This window comes from Myxosarcina sp. GI1(2024), from assembly GCF_053543375.1.
This window is the reverse complement of the sequence record NZ_JBKGTY010000007.1, coordinates 237,047-253,792: the sequence shown is the minus strand read 5'-3', so window position 1 is coordinate 253,792 and position 16,746 is coordinate 237,047. Positions and strand designations below refer to the sequence as shown.

The following is a 16,746-nucleotide window of genomic DNA, read 5'->3' as shown; positions in this document are numbered from 1 at the left end:
TTCTATTTATTAGAGTGTGTTTTGACCTTTGACACAATTTATTTTACATACCCTGATAATTTGGAAGCTTTATTCGGGCTAAAACCAGGAGAGTTTGATGGCTCTTACGAAACGTTCGTTTCTACAATATATCCAGAAGATCGTAATCGCGTGCTAAAGGCAATTGAGAATGCTGTCGCCACTGGAGCAGACTACAATATTGAATTTCGAGTTGTTTATCCCAATGGACAAATCCGTTGGGCTTTGAGCCAAGGAAAAGTTTTTTACGATCGCAATGGACAGCCGATTCAGATGTCGGGTGTAGATTTTGACATCACAGAGCGCAAACTCAAAGAAGAAAGGTTGCGGCTGCTCGAATCAGTAGTAATCAAAGCCAATGACGCAGTCTTAATTGCCGAAGCCGAACCGATTGAGCAACCAGGACCGCGAATTATTTACGTTAATCAAGCCTTTACAAATATGACAGGTTATACCCTTGAAGAAGTACGACAAAAAAGTCCACGTATACTTCAGGGAGATAAAACTCAACGCTCAGAACTCGATAAAATTCGCCATGCTCTAGAAAATTGGCAGTCGGTTCGAGTTGAATTGATTAACTATCGCCAAGATGGTTCTGAGTTTTGGGTAGAGATCAACATCGCTCCAGTAGCCAATGAACGAGGTTGGTACACTCATTGGATATCAGTTCAACGAGATATTACCCACCGCAAGCTGGCAGAAGAGAAAATGCAGCTTCAAATGTGGCGCTCTCAGTTATTTACCGAGATCTCTCTCAAAATTCGTCAGTCTTTGCAGCTAGAAGATATTTTAAAAACTACCACCGATGAGTTACAAAAATTACTCGATGCCGACCGAGTTCTAATTTTACGTCTAGAAGTCCCAAAAACTTTATACGTAGTTCGAGAAACTGTCAAATCGGGATGGGACTCTGTTATCGAGCGTGGTTTTCGTGACGATTGTCTGGACGATGAATACCTCATTAAATATCCACAGGGTAGACTCTATAGCTTAAATGTTGAGAATTTGGCTGAAAATCATTGTCTTACTGCTTTTCTACGTCAGTTTCGAGTAAAATCTAAGTTAGTCATTCCCTTGCTGCTGCACGAAAAACTCTGGGGAACCATCGTAGTTCACCAATGTTCCCATACTCGAAATTGGTCTAATTGGGAAATCGATCTCTTAAAACAAATCGCCAATCAGATTGGAATTGCTCTAGGGCAGAGTAATTTACTCGAAGCACTTTCTAATAGCAAGCAACGCTGGGCTACTCTCACCGAAACCGTACCAGTAGGTATTTTTCTCACTGATGCTGAAGGAAACTGTTTCTACGTAAATCAGTGCTGGTCTGAGATTACGGGAATGACAATAGAAGAAGCATCTGGAGGGGGTTGGGCAAAAACCTTACATCCCGAAGACCGGAATCGCATTTTGACCGAGTGGTATCGAACCACCCAAAACTATCTTCCCTTTACTGCTGAGTATCGATTTATTCGTCCCAATGGCAAGATTACTTGGATTTATGGTCAAGCGATCCCTGAAACTGCATCGGATAGAAGCGTGGCAGGATATATCGGAACTCTCACCGACATTACCGAACGACGGAACGTGGAGGAAATTAAACGAGCTTTAGAGCAAGAAAAAAAAATGAGCGAACTCAAACTCCGTTTCTTTTCTATGGCTTCCCACGAATTTCGTACTCCCCTCAGCATTATTACTTTTGCCACTCAAGTGTTAGAAAATTCAGAACCTGAATGGCTTGATGCTAAAAAAATACGCAACCTTCACCGGATTAAAAATTCTGCTCGAAAAATTACTCAATTGTTAACGGAGGTTTTAATGCTTGCTAGAGCCGAGGCAGAAAAAGTTGAAATTAAACCAAAAACACTAAATTTACACCAATTTTGCGATCGAATTTTAGAAGAAGTCAAAACTGAGAGAACAAGAAAATTGCGGGATTTCCTTAGTTTACCAAGGCAATCGCAACGAGGAGATTTATTTAGATGAAAAACTTTTGCATTCAATTTTAGTTAATCTCCTCTCCAATGCAGTTAAATATTCTCCTGAGGGAGAGAAAGTTGATTTTGAAATAAAACTTCAAGCTGAATCGGTCATATTTACTGTTAAAGACCGAGGAATCGGCATTCCTTTACAAGACCAAGCCCATTTATTTGAACCATTCCATCGAGGTGAGAACGTGGGCAAAATTGATGGCACAGGATTGGGGTTGGCGATTGTTAAAAGATGTGTTGAGCTTCAGGGAGGAAATATCACTTGGGAAAGTTTTCCACAAACAGGAACGACCTTTCTCGTCTCAATTCCTATTACTAATGAGGGACTGAGATCGCAAATTTAATTGTTCTGGGTAAACTTATCATACTCAATCGATTTTGTGAGGGCTACGATAACCCAAAATCAATTTGTCCTTGCTGTTTTTTGAACGAAAATTGTTTAATGAGACTTTTATTAGTTGAAGACGATATTGGTTTGGCTGAAGTTTTGGCAGAAGCCCTAAGTGATTATGGTTATGCTGTTGACATAGTTCACGACGGCGAAATGGGCTGGGAACAAGCCAGCAGAGAAGATTATCGTACAATTTTACTGGATGTCAATTTACCCAAACTAAATGGAATTGAATTATGCAAACTTTTGCGTTCTCACGGTCATACGGTTCCCATTTTAATGATGACGGCTCGCGATGCCAATACTGATAAAGTACTCGGTTTAGATGCTGGTGCTGACGACTATGTAGTTAAGCCCGTGGATCTACTGGAGTTGATGGCAAGAATCCGAGCCTTAATGAGGCGGGGTAATGTCTCTGCTGAGACTAACTTAGTGTGGGGAGATTTAAGTTTAGAACCGAGCACCCACGAAGTTACTTATCAAGGTCAAAAGTTAGACCTAACTCCTAAAGAGTTTTCTTTACTAGAACTTTTTCTTCGCACTGGTAAACGAGTTTTAAGCCGTCCTGCTATTGTGAGTCATCTTTGGGCAACTAATGAGCCTCCTAGTGAAGAAGCAGTTAAAGCTCATATTAAATATTTGCGTCAAAAGTTAAGAGCGGTCGGTGCGCCTCATGATTATATCGAAACCATTCGAGGTTTAGGCTATCGTCTCAAATCCCAAGATTAAAAGCAGAATTATTCAATTTAGGAAAATTAATAACAAATAGACATCTAATTATCAGACCATCTAATCTGTCCAGTTTGAATATTCCAATTCCAGCTTCCCATGCCGGCTGCTTCAAAAGCCAGTCTAAGCTGTCGTTCGTTTTCTCTGAAGGCTTTTTCCTGTTCTTTGCTTTCAGTAATATCGCGGGCAATACAGTATATTAGTTGCTTTGAGGTAACTACGGTTGAATTCCAACTCAACCAGCGATAAGAGCCATCTTTACAACAATAACGATTTTGAAACTCTACAGTTTGACAACCCGTTTTTAGTTTTTTGGCTTCAGCGATGGTAGCAGAGCGATCTTCAGGATGAACGAATTCTAAGTAAGGTTTTGCCAATAGTTCAGCTTTGCTATAGCCAAGAATTTTTGTCCAAGCGGGATTGAGATGTTTAAAATAGCCATCAGTGCCAGCAATACAAAGCAGATCGCTCGAAAGCTGAAAAAATTGCTCTAGTTCCACTTGAAGAATTTGACTATCTGCTAAAAACTCGGGCTCTATTAAAGTATTTAATGCTGCTGAAGAATCTAGCTGCTGAAAAGTTTCATTTTCGTACATTTTAGAACTAAGAATGCTGTTTTATTGAAAACTAAATAGTTTTTATTTCCATAGTTACCGATAAATTTTTATTTAGCTGCGATCGCGATCGCAGCTAAATAAAAATTTTGCAATTTTCCCGATTTTTTCTCGATTTCATACCTGCTATTTTCACCTTGACTATTTAACTTGGTTATTAGATTTATAAATATTCTAAATTTTCTTTTTTGATTTTTATCTAAAAACAATACCGGCAAAACTAAAAAATCATCGTACTTCGTTTAATAAAATACTACGTAAGGATTCAGGTGCAAGCATGAGGAATAAGAGAAGGATAAGAACAATGTCCAACTGTAGCTTGTAAAGTCTGTTGAAAAAAAGTAATCACCGAACGTCCTTGCAAACGACAAGATTGAATTGCACTCAGCAGGTTGGCTGTATGTTGAAACCGTTCGATGGAACGAGAGCCACCACAAACTTTCCGCTTGGTTACAGCAGTTCTCAAACATCGTTCAGCTAGATTATTGTCGGGGGGTATCTGAGGATGTGTCAGAAAATACCACCATTGCTCCGCCTTATCACGCAGCGAACGTAGCAGTTTTCCAGCTTCATGACCAGCATTCTTGAGCCAAGTCTTAATTGCGCTAGTCACTCGCCTTCGGAAATCCTCTGCCCAATCTCGATAGTGGCTTTCCTGATGGGTCTGTCGCCAAACCCGATGTTGCTTAAATGCCTCATCAATTAGAGACAGAAAGGTGGTAGCAATTTCTTGGTTATCTACCCCTTTAGTCTTTAACAGTTTTTGAAAATGACGACGTAGATGAGCCAAACACTTTTGTTGTCCTGCTACTGAATAGCCGTTGTAGACACTAAAATCGTCGCTAATCAAAACTCCATCATAGAATACTCCTAATACAGCTTCCAATTCTCTGCGTTTTCTAGTATCGCCGGCATGAAACAGGCAGAACTCTGACCCAGCTAAAACCCAGAGCCATTCTTTGACTCCTTTAACTGAGCAGGGGGTTTCGTCACAATGTAGAGGAGGATGCTCTGAATTAATCGACTTTTTCAACCCTTCAACACTGTTGATACTCGCTTGTTGTACTCGTTCGTTCATTGGTGGCAACTAAAGTTCCCCTACTAATTTCTATTGCTCCCAGTTCCCACAACAGTTCTTGCTGTTTAGCATAGGACATATGAGCATAGTTTCCCAGCCAGGAAAGTAACCCCTGTAGTCTGACTCCCAAGTCTTGACCTGGAATCATTGTGGGAGACCGTCGAGCTGCCTCTATTGCTCCACACTTGCCGCATTGACAGTGATGACGTTGGTACTCTACGACTTGTATCGGTTTTGCCACCAACTGGGCTACCTGTTGAGTATCTACTCGTACCCCCTTAGTCTTCCATTGTTGATTTCCACAGTTGGAGCAGATGGTCGGTTTCAATACTTCGTAGCGGTCTACACGCCCAAATCCTTTTCTCGTCTTCCCTTGATGTCCTGGTTGTCCTCCTGGTTTTCTTTTTGTCTCTTTTTTGGCTTCTTCCAACCCTACTTCTGGTTTTCTCTCGCTTTTTTTCAGCAAGTCAGTTGAAGGGGGTTTCGATGAGGTTTGGCTGTCGAGGTTGAGGCTCTGTTCCAGTTGTTCTATTCTTTTTTCTAGCTTCTCAATCAGCTTTTGTTGGGTAGTCACGATTTCTGCCAGTTTCTCATTGGACAACTGGCGCAGTTCTTCGGCTTTGAAGGGGTGATTAGCTTCGCTCATTATTGGCTACTTTAATCTCTTTTTCCTTTTTGTCAACCCTGATACCTGAATCCTTACCTCTTACCAATTTTATATCACTTCAAAAAACGCTCGGAGACAATTTGAGAGCTATTAATAACAGACCATTAGTCGTGTGTATTGATGATAGCAAGCAAGTTTGTCAAATTATGAAGAAAATTCTATCTAAAGCTAATTATGATTTTTTTGATATTAACGAAGCGATTCAAGCAATTCCTACTCTTATTACTAATACGCCAGATTTGATTTTTTTGGATATTGGAATGCCAATTATGAATGGTTATGAAGTTTGTACGCAAATCAAACGAGTTTCGAAACTTTGTAATATTCCAGTGGTTATATTAACAGGAAAAGACGGAATTATTGATAGAATGCGTGCCAAAATGGTTGGAGCTTCCGCTTTCATTAGCAAACCAATAGAAGCAGATAAAGTTCTGGATTTAGCTAGGGATTTAATTACTGATAAGCTCGAAAGTAGTCAAAAACATTTAATGACCAATCTAGACTCTAAAGCCAACTCTAATGTAGCTCGAGCATAATTAAGATAACACCAAAGCTTGAGCTGTTGTTTGAGAAATTAATTCAGAAGTATCGAGCCACAACGGAATAGCTAAATGCAGTTTACTCCCGATTAAGGCTCACAAGTCGGCAACAATAATAATATTTGTAGATCGGCAACATTGGTTCCTGTTGCTCCTATTTGTAATAAAGCATCTCCTTGTTGTAAAGCGTGATAGGCATCATGGTTGGTTAAATAACTTTCTGGCTCCCGAATGCGCGTCAGGGTTGTAGAATCGACCATACCACCGGCAGCATTTGTCGGACCATCCCTACCATCAGTACCCCCACTCAAAAACACCCAATCTCCCTTCAAGCTCTTTTCTCTTGCCGCGAGGGTGAAAGCTAAAGACATTTCTTGATTTCGTCCCCCCATTCCCGGATTCTGATTTAAAGTGACAGTAGTTTCTCCGCCCGCTAAAATCGCTAGAGGAGCATCGCGCTCTTGCTGGAGAGCAAAATTTACTAGATCTTGGGCAACCAGGCTGGCTTCTCCTGTTAGTTGGTCTTTGTAGAGAAGAGGTTGAATTCCTTTATCTTGAGCTGCTTTAATCAGTGCATTGACACTGATGGAATTACTGCCAATAATTGTATACCCTGTATCGACAAAGAGTGGCTCGTTTTCTTTCGGCGTTTCCGGAACTTCCCCTCGTCGTCCTGCTGCTAAGTATTGACGTACTGTTTCTGGAACTTGCTGCCATACTGGTTTTAAAATCTCGACCGCCTCTTCAAAAGTAGTAGGGTCGGGTACCGTTGGACCACTGGCAATGGCACTAACTTCATCCCCAATCACATCGGATAAAATCAAAGCGTGAACCGCTGCTGGTTTCGCCAAGCGAGTTAAACCACCACCCTTAAGTAAAGACAAATGTTTGCGAACACAGTTGACTTGGTTAATCGTGGCACCACAGCTTAGTAAAAGTTTAGTTGTGGTAATTTTATCAGCCAAGCTTACAGGATAGCGAGGATAGGGAATTAACGCCGAGCCTCCGCCACTAATCAAAACCAATACTAACTCTCCAGAACTAGCCTCTTCCACTTTTTGGACGATGTGTCGAGCTGCACGATAACCGTTTAAATCGGGCGTAGGATGTCCCGCTCCAAACACTCGACAATGGGGAACTTCTCTAACATTTTCATAATTCGTTACCACGATGCCTGGGGAAGCCATTAGTGTAGGGTCAGAGGCAAGAATTTCTTGGGCAGCAGTTGCCATAGCGCCAGCAGCCTTACCAAAAGCAATTAAGTGAATCTTCGACCAAGTTTGAGACCGTTGTTCCCCATTGGATAGGATAATGGACAGGCGATTAGAAGTTAAGGAGCGAGTGAGATATTTTTTGACAGCAGTTTCAGGATTAGCGGCTTGAACTCCCGCCAAAAAGATCTCCAAAGCAGTGGAATGTAGCTGGTTTAAATCCATAAGCGTTTCTTGACTTGAAGAGCCAAAGGCTCATTCTTAAATTCATGATGAGTGAGCTTTAATGAATGTTATCAAGATCCTCAACCAGAGATAAATTGTATTGCGACATATTTTGAAAAACATGGCTAGCTTAGGTTTTTCTGATTCCTAAGCGCGATCGCCATAATTTGAATCCTTGTCTGTCACTTTAAATCAGAATCCGAGAATGGGGGGACGAAATCAAGAAACAATCAAGATTTTAATCTAGTTCGACAGATGAGGAATATGCCAACACTATTTGACTTTGAATTCCCAGTTCTCCTGATTTCTCGAAATTTTTATGCTAAGATGAAAATTCCATTAGTTTTGATGCGGGTGTTGTGTAGTGGTAAGACCTTAGCCTTCCAAGCTAATGACGCGGGTTCGATTCCCGCCACCCGCTTGTTAAGTTAAAATACGGCTTTAACCTTTTTTATCAAAGAGCAAAACAGGCAGTGTTTCTATTATTGCACCTGATTTGCCCTCAATCTCTTACTTCATTAAAACTTTGCTAGTGCTAAAGATGTAATGAAGCATTATAGTAATGCACAAAGTACCAGATAGCACCGATATGATTCTCTAGTGATTTGAAAAATGACAAGGTGTCTTGGCGAGCGTTCCCTTGCGCCTTAAGGCGACGCAGGTTCTCGCCGCTTTTCGTATTAATCGAGATACTCGTTGTCTAAGGGTATTGTTGAACTTTCAATGTAACTTGTTTTCCCTGTTTCTTTTCCCACTGCTTGATGGCGTTTTTTAGAAGTACCGTCTCATAAGCTGCCCAAAAATCAGTGTAAGCAACTGCACATTGACGATAGACAGGAGGTAAGGAATTCTATAGTTTTCGGGCTGCTTGTTCGTTGCGATTGCGCTACGCGCAGTGGCAAAGCCAATCGCCAATGTACACCCCAATGATTTCACAAGTCTTGGAATCCAAAGCTAACCAGACCTACTGTTTATTACCTTTATGGTCTACAAATGACCATAGTTCATCACACTGCATAGTCAATTTTTCCTTTTTTTGGGTGTGACGTTGATTTAAAGATTACAATTATCAATTTTCCCTGTTAAAAACTAGGTTCTGTTGACGTAAAGAGGCAAAGATGAGAAAGTACCTGAAGTTGCTGATTTTAGTCAAAAAATTCTTCATGAAATCTCGTGTTAAGTTGGACGATTCTGCTTGGCAGCAAATTTTCGTTGTTCTGAGCCACCAACAAGACATCCGTATCAAAGACCCCAAAGCTTGTCGTCGTTTTCTGAATGCGGTTCTCTGGATTACTCGCACAGGTGCTCAATGGCGTGAATTACCCAAACGTTTTGGCAACTGGAACAGCCTCTACAAACGATATCGGCGTTGGTGTCAGAAGGGAGTTTGGCATCGTCTCTTGCAAGAAATGTCCCACTCTGCTGACTTAGAAAGTTTAATTCCCGATAGCACCATGATTCGTGCTCATCCCTGTGCAGCAGGAGCAAAAGGGGGTCAGAAAAACACTCTTTAGGAGGTTCTTGTGGCGGATTTAGTACCAAGTTACATGCTGTGGTAGATGCGTTGGGCAATCCGCTGCGGTTGCTTCTGACTCCAGGGCAAACCGCCGATATCAGTCAAGGAGAGGCATTGGTGGCTGGTTATCGAGCTCAACAGGTAATTGCCGATAAAGGCTATGATTGTGATGCTTTTGTGGTCTTGATTGAGGAAACTGGTGCTCAAGGCGTGATTCCGCCTCGTTCTGGTCGCCTCAACCCTAGAGATTACGATTCACATCTGTACAAGGAGCGACATCTAGTTGAGTGCTTTTTTAACAAACTTAAATACTATCGTCGCGTTTTCAGCCGTTTTGACAAAACTGACGAATGTTATTTGGGATTTGCCGAATTTGCTTCGGCTTTAATTTGGTTGCGTTAATTGTGTCAACAGAACCTAGTCAAAACTAATAATCGGTCCTCGAGGAACGATACCACTAGGATTGATATGAGGATGGCTTTGATAGTAATGCAGCTTGATATGTTCTAAGTTGCAAGTTTCTCTGACTCCTGGATGCTGATAGATTTTTTTCAGATACTTCCATAAGTTGGGATAATCCCAAATGTGACGGAAATTGCACTTAAAATGAACGTAATAGACTACATCAAAACGGAGCAAAGTAGTAAACATACAGAGATCGGCTTCTGTAAGCACGTCGCCGCAGAGATATTGTTGTTTATCTAAAACTTTTTCCCAACGATCTAAAGCCGCAAACAATTCTGTAACCGCTTCTTCATAAGCTTCTTGCGATCGCGCAAACCCCGCTCGATAAACGCCATTATTAATGGGCTGATAAATTTCGTCGATCGCTTGGTCTACTTTTAAGCGTAACTCTTCCGGACATAAATCTACTTTATTTTTAGCGATCGCTTCAAATTCCTTATCGAACATTCTGATGATTTCGCGGGATTCATTGTTGACAATCGTCGAAGTTTGTTTGTCCCATAAAACCGGTACGGTAACTCTACCTGTATAGTTAGAGTCAGCTTTAGCGTAGACTTCTCTCAAGTAACTTGTATGATTTACAGTATCGGGAATTGCACCCGGAAAATCGGAAAATTCCCAACCATCTTTCGCCATCAGGGGATCGACGACAGATATGCCGATCGCATCATCGAGTCCTTTCAAATTACGCATAATTAAAGTACGATGTGCCCAAGGACAGGCGTAAGAAACGTAAAGATGATATCTATCTGCAGCAGCAGGAAACCCGCTAGAGCCATCAGCAGTAATGCGATCGCGAAAGCTAGTAGGGTTGCGCTGAAAACGCCCTTTTTCATCTTGTTCGTACTCTTCATTAGTCCATTTACCATCGATCATCATGCCCGTTGCCATAATCTCGCTCCTATTTTGCTAACCAAAAAATTGTAAATATTGCGATCGCCTTACCTTCTCTGTCGGAAGTGGTATTAAATTAAATTCTAAACTCGCTATCTAAAAATACTAGTAAATTTGCGGTTAGGTCATTACTGCTAGAGAGCATAGGCTAGAAGGGATGTAATGATTGAGTAGTTCATGCTGGCAAGAGTTTGGAGTGCGGCGATCGCCGGGATTGATGCGATTAAGGTAGGGGTAGAGGTAGATATATCTGGAGGCTTGCCCAAAGTTATCGTGGTTGGGTTGCCCGATACGGCAGTACAGGAGTCTAAGGAAAGAGTGAGGGCGGCGTTAAAGAATGCCGGTTTTGCTTTTCCCGTGCGTAAAATCGTGATTAACTTGACTCCAGCCGATTTACGCAAAGAAGGACCTAGTTTCGATTTGCCTATTAGTGTAGGAATTTTAGCTGCTTCCGAACAGGTTAACCCTCAATTGCTAGGAGACTACTTATTTTATGGCGAGGTTTCCTTAGACGGAACTTTGAGGTCGGTATCGGGAGTATTGCCCATCGCTGCTACCGCCCAAAAGTTAGGCATTACGGGTTTGGTAGTACCCGCAGGTAACGCACAGGAAGCCGCTGTAGTCAAAAATCTCGCCGTTTATGGTTTCCAAAATCTTAAAGAAGTAGCCAGCTTTCTCGATCGCCCCGAACGATATCAACCAGTGACGGTAAAAGAGAAATCCCCAGAGCAAACATTTTACAACAGTTATGCCAATCTCAAAGACGTGAAAGGACAAATTCACGCTCGTCGCGCTCTTGAAATTGCTGCGGCGGGGGGACATAATCTAATTTTTGTCGGACCACCTGGCAGTGGGAAAACAATGTTAGCCAAACGTTTACCAGGAATACTACCTAGCTTGTCTTTTACAGAGGCTTTAGAAGTTTCTCAAATTCATTCGGTAGCGGGGTTGCTCAAAGATCGCGGTGGTTTGATTACTGAAAGACCTTTCCGTAGTCCCCATCACTCGGCATCGGGACCCTCTCTAGTGGGTGGCGGTAGTTTTCCTCGCCCTGGGGAAATTTCTCTATCCCACAAGGGAGTCTTATTTCTGGACGAACTCACGGAGTTCAAACGGAACGTTTTAGAATACTTGCGCCAACCCTGAAGGGGTGACAAGGGAGCTAGAAAGATTGCTGGATAATAAACATAGCTCGTAGACCCCTCTGGTAAAAAGGCAGCTTATTGAGATTGAGCCACATCAATTTGTTTATCCATTCCTTCATCAAGGTAAATGAAACCAGCCAGCTACTACCATATAAACCAAGCCAAAAGTAGCTGTTGCGAGTCAAAGATTGTTTAATTTTTCGATGGCGACCGATGTATTTAGACTGACCTCGAAGGCTAAGAGTATGTCCTTTGAACACCGAGTGAGTGTAAGCAATGGCGATGAGCAAAACTAGACGAGTAAGGCGTTCAATCTGAGCTTGCGACCCCTCGAGATTGTAGCCACCTGACTTGCAATCTTTAAACATCGCCTCAATCCCTACGCGCTTTTTATAGGCTTTGACAGCTTCAGGTAAATTGGGTAAATTTGTCAGCAGATACCAGGGTTCCTTTGCCCCCATGCCTCGGTAAATACGTCGCCAATAGACCCCTAAATAAATCCCCGAAACTTGATGCAGTTGAGTGACTTTAGTTTCTTGATAAAACCGTTGGTCTCCTGGATTAACGTCTAGGTCTTTTAAGGGAGTAAAACCTAATTGAGTTACCATTATCTTCGTACTCTTTCTCTGTCGAAGCACAAAGTAGACCTGCTGCTGGGTCAGCCACTTAGCTAGTTCAACACTCTGGAATTCTCTGTCTCCTAAAATAACGATTTGGTGTTGTTTAAACAGCTTCAATACTGGACGTAATATGGCTTTTTGTTGAGCGAAGTTACTGGCTCCTTTCTTCTCTAGAAACTGCCAGTATATAGGCAAAGCTCTTTTCGCCATCACTACTCCAACCATGAACAGATTTTTATCTTGCCATTGAGTTCTATCTAAGACTAGATAAATTGTCTGGTCTGGCAAGAATTTCTTTTGAACTACTTCTTTGACTATGGGAAACCAGACTAACGAAACTGATAAAGCTGAGGACTTCAAAAACCTTTGGATTCGGCGACGACGGCTCTCATATTTAATTGGTAAAGGGAAGTATGCAGCTAGTCTTTCTATCTTTACTTGTTTGTAGGTCTGGATAAGGTATACCAGCACTTCCAAAGTAATTAGTTGGTCATCACTCAGATAACGTGAAAGATGATTGCGGTACAATTGGTTTAACATTTTTTAGGGTTCGGTCGGATTCTCAATAACTGACCGAATCTTTTTTACCATAGGTTGTCTCTGTTCCCTACACTGTCTGACTTCTCACAGGGTTGTCACCCCGTCAGGCGCCAACCACTCGAAGATGGTTACGTCACTATTTCTCGCACCAGGCAGTCAGTGATTTTTCCGGCTCGCTTTACATTGGTTGCTAGCACTAACCCCTGTCCGTGTGGTTACTTTGGCGATACGATTCAAAATTGTACTTGCTCTCCCAGACAAAGAGAGGGCTATTGGGCAAAGTTATCGGGACCTTTAATGGATCGCATCGAGCTCCAGGTGGGTGTCAATCGCCTCAAGCCAGAAGAAATGACGGCACAAATCACGGGTGAAAATTCTGAGTCGGTTAGAGAAAGAGTTATCGCCGCTCGCGATCGCGCCCGTCGCCGTTTTCAAGATAAGTCGAATCTAAGCTGTAATGCGGAAATGCGATCGCGGCACCTACGGGAGTTTTGTCAGCTAGATGATGCCAGTCGCAATTTATTAGAAGGGGCGATCCGCAAGCTGGGTCTATCAGCTAGAGCGATGGATCGAGTCTTAAAAGTAGCTCGGACGATTGCCGATTTAGCCGGGGATGCAGACATCAAAAGCCACCATCTAGCCGAAGCAATTCAGTATCGGACTATCGACCGGATGCAGTAGCTGCAAGTTAGTAGGTTATTAGTTAGTAGTTGGTAGTAAACAAAAGAGACTAACTCAAGCAGCGTCAATCGTACGAAAAGTATTGCAACTAACCACTAACGACTAACAAACTTGACCAGTTGTTTTTATTCCCAAATAGTCACTTGGAAATCTCTTAGTTTTTCTCTACTCTTACCCATTCCCTCTCAACTGCTTTTCGGCACGAGCGATCGCTTCATAGGTGCTTCTGACTGCTCGTGGTTCGACGGAGATGCTAGTAATGCCCCATTCTACTAGTTTATCAATTAGCTCTGGATAAAGAGCTGGTGCTTGACCGCACACCGAACAGGGAATATTATTGGCTTTAGCAGTTGCAATCAATCGAGCAATCGCCAGTTCTAGGGCAGGGTGAGTTTCGTTTAAACCCTGTTGGCTAAAATGAGCCTGTTCTCGGTCTATTCCTAAAAGTAATTGAGTCAAATCGTTAGTGCCGATGGCAATTCCCTGTACTCCAGCACGAACATATTCGGGAAGCAGAAATAAAACTGATGGTACTTCTGCCATCATCCACAGCTGAAATGATTCTCGCTGATTCAAACCGATATTTTCGACCCGTCGGCGACAGAATTTAAATTCTTCTATACTACGGACAAAGGGTAAGATTAAGTTGAGATTGCTATAGTTCTGAGATACGGTTAAAAGAGCTTGTAGTTCCAAATCGAATAATTCGGGAGCGAATAAATAGCGATAGGTTCCCCGACTACTAACAATGGGATTGAGTTCCGTTTGATTGGCACATAAGTCTAAAGAACGATAAAAAACTGGGCGCGGTGCCAATGCTGCGGCAAACTGTTCTATTAGGGCGATCGCCGCATCCAAAAATTGTCTTCGCTTTGCTGCTTGCTGCCATACTTCTAGGGGTTCTGAGGTTAGCAACTCCGATAACATCAATTCAGAACGCAATAATCCCACTCCAGCTACAGGCAAATTAACTACATCCTCAATTACCTCTGGTTGCGACAGATTGACCATTAGCCTAGTTGAAATCTCTGCTTCAAATCTGGGATACTCGACGCTCGGTAAACTCTGAGGGCGCATTGCTTCTAGATAGACCTCTCCAGTATCGCCATCGAGAAATATATTTTGTCCCTGAGCGATAATTTTTGTAGCATTTTCAGCAGCGACAATAGCCGGAATTTGTAGTTCTCTAGCGATTATTGCTCCGTGACTGGTAAGTCCACCGTCTTCTGTAATGATTCCTCGGAGTCTTTTGAGGACGGGTATGCGCTCTGGAGAAACATTTTTAGTAACTAAGATACAGCCAGGAGAAATTGCTTCTGAGTGAGAAGTATTTAAATCGGCGATTACGGTTGCAGATGCCCAGATCTTGCCTGCAGAAGCCGCTAGTCCAGTCAATAAAGGTTGAATTGGGGACGATCTAGACTGGATTAAATTTTTCTGGTCGATCGCCCACAACAGGCGATCGCTGAGGTGAGTAAAGTAAAATTGGGGTTCTGCGGCCGTCTCGTCATCGACTGGAGATGGCTCTAAAATCCATTCTAAATATTTGGTTTGTGAATGATAGTGCAGAATAGTCGTTATCGACTCAAAAATACTGGTGATCGCTTGAGGAGTTAAAAGATAATTTTCCGCTCTAGTTTCGTCGGGTATATATGCCTCCAAACAAGTTTCTAATTGCTCCTCAGCGCAATCACTTAGACGATGGGCATAATTTTTACTACCCAACTGCCGAGCGACTATCTTGCCCGTACGATCTAGTTGGTAAGTATCGGGTTGTACTTCTCCCCATAACAAACTCTGCACCAATCCTTCTGTCGCCTGAAGGTGAATTACATCCGGGCTAATTTCAACCGTTCCCGAAGCTCTAGCTGCTTTGAGAGGCTGAACCAAAACTGCCATGCCAATCTCTTCGAGGGATAAATCTAATTGACGATAGTAAAATAAACTTTTCGCCGTAAATAATTCTTGCCAGACTCTTCTAAGAGCTTGCTCTAGAGCTTCTGGTGCCAGCCAACAGGTTTGCGATCGCCACAAACTAATTATCTCATCTCGTTGGCGAGAAATTACCGCATAAGGACTCAAAATTAGAGCCCGTGAATTTAGTTGGCGTGCGGCTTGCCATATTTCCTCTTGCCAGGTTGGGGGCAAAGCGGCATCAGCTATGGCTTGACGGCTATGTCTGGCGATCGCCTGTAAAGCTCGATAATCGCTCACCTCTAAATCGGATAAGTTGAAGATTAAAGACTCCGAAAAAGCTGAGGTCAAAAATTCTGGCAGTAAACTTTTGTCTAACACAAATCCAGGCAGAATCGGACAGTTATTCAGCAGTAGTTGGCTGACGATCGACAAGTTATCGCCGACCAAAAATTTTTTTGAAGCTGGAATTTGTGAAAGCCAATAAAGGTGATTCACTATTAGGTTTAATTTACTGCAGATAGGGGTTGCTCGACTTCTATTTTGCCCACAAATTCTTCTGTTAGTTTGATAAAAGCTTTCGAGCCCGAAGAATTGGGCATAGCTATAGTTACCGGTGTAAATAAATCTACCGCCTTAGCTACATTTACATCCATCGGTATTGATTGCTCGAATAAACGTTCTGGCTGAAAATCATCTTTTACTCTCTTCATTACTTGTTTGTAATATCTGCCCATTAATCCTCCAGCCGAAAGAATAAAGACAATACCCAATAAATCGAGCTTTAAAGATTGGGTTTGATGATTTTGTTTGAGTTTAGCAATTCTTCTTTCTAATAGTTGTATTCCAACTAAAGATAGTGGTTCTGGACGAGCGGGTAACAGATAAAAATTACTGGCAGCAATACCACTACGAGTTAGTAAATTATATCCTGGGGCGCAGTCAAAAATAATAAAATCATAGTCGTCGATTACTGGTTCGATAATTTGCTGGATTAAGACTTTTTCAAATTCGTCCCAAACTTTAGCAAATTCTGGCTCATCTTTTTCCATAGCTCGTTTATGCAGCATCTCCGAGACTAGATATTCATCGTATAGTTCGATGTCTCCTGGTAATAATTCTAAGCCTTCGATATTACAAATATTTGGTAAGATTATGTCCTCGATACCTAATTTACTCCAAGGATTGGGATCTACTACGTTATCGAGTAAATAACTCAGGGTGCGTCTTTTTTTACGAACTTTGGCAAATTCATGGGGCGCAATTAAGCTTAAAGTAGCACTAATTTGCGAATCTAAATCTAATACTAAAACTCGTTTTCCGTGATATTTAGCCAAACAGGTAGCTAGATTGACAGTGAGAGTCGTTTTTCCCACTCCTCCTTTCATATTGACCGTGCTAATAATAGTTCCCATGTCTGTTGTTGTTAACGATTCTGGAGTTCTAATAGTTCTAGATAACTTTAACCTACATCTCGAATTAGAATAGGACTTGTTATTTTTTTTGAA

11 protein-coding genes, 1 tRNA gene and 4 pseudogenes are annotated in these 16,746 nt (G+C 42.0%); 8 read left to right on the top strand and 8 right to left on the bottom strand.

Annotated elements, in window-relative coordinates:
* The 3 genes from ACLFKQ_RS22850 to ACLFKQ_RS22840 form a co-directional block, all read left to right on the top strand.
* On the top strand, positions 1-2,004 hold a 2,004-nt coding region (locus ACLFKQ_RS22850), incomplete at its 5' end, for a sensor histidine kinase (RefSeq protein WP_449002014.1).
* Positions 2,005-2,011: 7 nt separating this feature from the next.
* Positions 2,012-2,353 carry a sensor histidine kinase gene (locus tag ACLFKQ_RS22845; protein ID WP_449002013.1) on the top strand — a complete coding sequence of 114 codons (342 nt, stop codon included), beginning with the start codon at positions 2,012-2,014 and terminating at the stop codon, positions 2,351-2,353.
* Between the two features lie 98 nt (positions 2,354-2,451).
* Positions 2,452-3,129: a response regulator transcription factor gene (locus tag ACLFKQ_RS22840; protein WP_449002012.1), complete on the top strand. Its 678-nt coding sequence runs from the start codon at positions 2,452-2,454 to the stop codon at positions 3,127-3,129.
* A gap of 44 nt (positions 3,130-3,173) precedes the next feature.
* Here ACLFKQ_RS22840 and ACLFKQ_RS22835 read toward each other — a convergent pair whose 3' ends face one another.
* Both ACLFKQ_RS22835 and tnpC read right to left on the bottom strand, forming a co-directional pair.
* Positions 3,174-3,725, bottom strand: a complete 552-nt coding sequence (locus ACLFKQ_RS22835) for a PAS domain-containing protein (protein WP_449002011.1) — start codon at positions 3,723-3,725, stop codon at positions 3,174-3,176.
* A 283-nt stretch (positions 3,726-4,008) separates the two neighbouring features.
* Positions 4,009-5,467: pseudogene (tnpC, locus tag ACLFKQ_RS22830) on the bottom strand (IS66 family transposase).
* Positions 5,468-5,634: 167 nt separating this feature from the next.
* Here tnpC and ACLFKQ_RS22825 point away from each other — a divergent pair.
* A complete protein-coding gene (locus ACLFKQ_RS22825) occupies positions 5,635-6,024 on the top strand; it encodes a response regulator (protein WP_449002010.1) in 390 nt (129 codons plus the stop codon).
* Between the two features lie 92 nt (positions 6,025-6,116).
* Here ACLFKQ_RS22825 and ACLFKQ_RS22820 read toward each other — a convergent pair whose 3' ends face one another.
* The gene (locus tag ACLFKQ_RS22820; RefSeq protein WP_449002009.1) at positions 6,117-7,463 is read right to left on the bottom strand and encodes a glycerate kinase type-2 family protein; all 1,347 of its coding nucleotides are present in this window, start codon (positions 7,461-7,463) and stop codon (positions 6,117-6,119) included.
* Positions 7,464-7,813: 350 nt separating this feature from the next.
* Here ACLFKQ_RS22820 and ACLFKQ_RS22815 point away from each other — a divergent pair.
* Positions 7,814-7,884 (top strand) — tRNA-Gly (locus tag ACLFKQ_RS22815).
* Between the two features lie 114 nt (positions 7,885-7,998).
* On the opposite strand, the pseudogene ACLFKQ_RS22810 reads toward ACLFKQ_RS22815, so the two are convergent.
* Positions 7,999-8,502 (bottom strand): annotated as a pseudogene (locus ACLFKQ_RS22810) (IS1 family transposase); the annotation flags it as partial.
* Positions 8,503-8,626: 124 nt separating this feature from the next.
* Here ACLFKQ_RS22810 and ACLFKQ_RS22805 point away from each other — a divergent pair.
* A protein-coding gene (locus ACLFKQ_RS22805) for an IS5 family transposase (RefSeq protein WP_448998612.1) occupies positions 8,627-9,381 on the top strand; the annotation gives its coding sequence in 2 pieces (ribosomal slippage) (positions 8,627-8,947 and positions 8,950-9,381; 753 coding nt in all).
* A gap of 15 nt (positions 9,382-9,396) precedes the next feature.
* Here ACLFKQ_RS22805 and ACLFKQ_RS22800 read toward each other — a convergent pair.
* Positions 9,397-10,335 (bottom strand): glutathione S-transferase family protein, encoded by a 939-nt coding sequence (locus ACLFKQ_RS22800; RefSeq protein ID WP_449002008.1) that lies wholly within the window; start codon positions 10,333-10,335, stop codon positions 9,397-9,399.
* A gap of 180 nt (positions 10,336-10,515) precedes the next feature.
* Here ACLFKQ_RS22800 and ACLFKQ_RS22795 point away from each other — a divergent pair.
* Positions 10,516-11,481 (top strand): annotated as a pseudogene (locus ACLFKQ_RS22795) (YifB family Mg chelatase-like AAA ATPase); the annotation flags it as partial.
* A gap of 19 nt (positions 11,482-11,500) precedes the next feature.
* Here ACLFKQ_RS22795 and ACLFKQ_RS22790 read toward each other — a convergent pair.
* Positions 11,501-12,643, bottom strand: coding sequence for an IS4 family transposase (locus ACLFKQ_RS22790; protein ID WP_448998311.1), 1,143 nt, complete (start codon positions 12,641-12,643; stop codon positions 11,501-11,503).
* 48 nt (positions 12,644-12,691) lie between these two features.
* On the opposite strand from ACLFKQ_RS22790, the pseudogene ACLFKQ_RS22785 reads away from it, so the two are divergent.
* Positions 12,692-13,324 (top strand): annotated as a pseudogene (locus ACLFKQ_RS22785) (magnesium chelatase subunit ChlI family protein); the annotation flags it as partial.
* Between the two features lie 171 nt (positions 13,325-13,495).
* Here the strand turns inward: ACLFKQ_RS22785 and ACLFKQ_RS22780 are convergent.
* Both ACLFKQ_RS22780 and ACLFKQ_RS22775 read right to left on the bottom strand, forming a co-directional pair.
* A complete protein-coding gene (locus ACLFKQ_RS22780) occupies positions 13,496-15,736 on the bottom strand; it encodes a putative PEP-binding protein (protein WP_449002007.1) in 2,241 nt (746 codons plus the stop codon).
* Positions 15,737-15,744: 8 nt separating this feature from the next.
* Positions 15,745-16,653, bottom strand: a complete 909-nt coding sequence (locus ACLFKQ_RS22775) for a ParA family protein (RefSeq protein ID WP_449002006.1) — start codon at positions 16,651-16,653, stop codon at positions 15,745-15,747.
* Positions 16,654-16,746: the final 93 nt, after the last annotated feature.

What these genes read in the sequence shown, in the direction of transcription:
- ACLFKQ_RS22840 (WP_449002012.1), top strand. Translation starts at nt 2,452, where the DNA reads ATGAGACTTTTATTAGTTGAAGACGATATTGGTTTGGCTGAAGTTTTG.
- ACLFKQ_RS22790 (WP_448998311.1), bottom strand. Translation starts at nt 12,643, where the DNA reads ATGTTAAACCAATTGTACCGCAATCATCTTTCACGTTATCTGAGTGAT.
- ACLFKQ_RS22835 (WP_449002011.1), bottom strand. Translation starts at nt 3,725, where the DNA reads ATGTACGAAAATGAAACTTTTCAGCAGCTAGATTCTTCAGCAGCATTA.
- ACLFKQ_RS22800 (WP_449002008.1), bottom strand. Translation starts at nt 10,335, where the DNA reads ATGGCAACGGGCATGATGATCGATGGTAAATGGACTAATGAAGAGTAC.
- ACLFKQ_RS22825 (WP_449002010.1), top strand. Translation starts at nt 5,635, where the DNA reads ATGAAGAAAATTCTATCTAAAGCTAATTATGATTTTTTTGATATTAAC.
- ACLFKQ_RS22820 (WP_449002009.1), bottom strand. Translation starts at nt 7,463, where the DNA reads ATGGATTTAAACCAGCTACATTCCACTGCTTTGGAGATCTTTTTGGCG.
- ACLFKQ_RS22775 (WP_449002006.1), bottom strand. Translation starts at nt 16,653, where the DNA reads ATGGGAACTATTATTAGCACGGTCAATATGAAAGGAGGAGTGGGAAAA.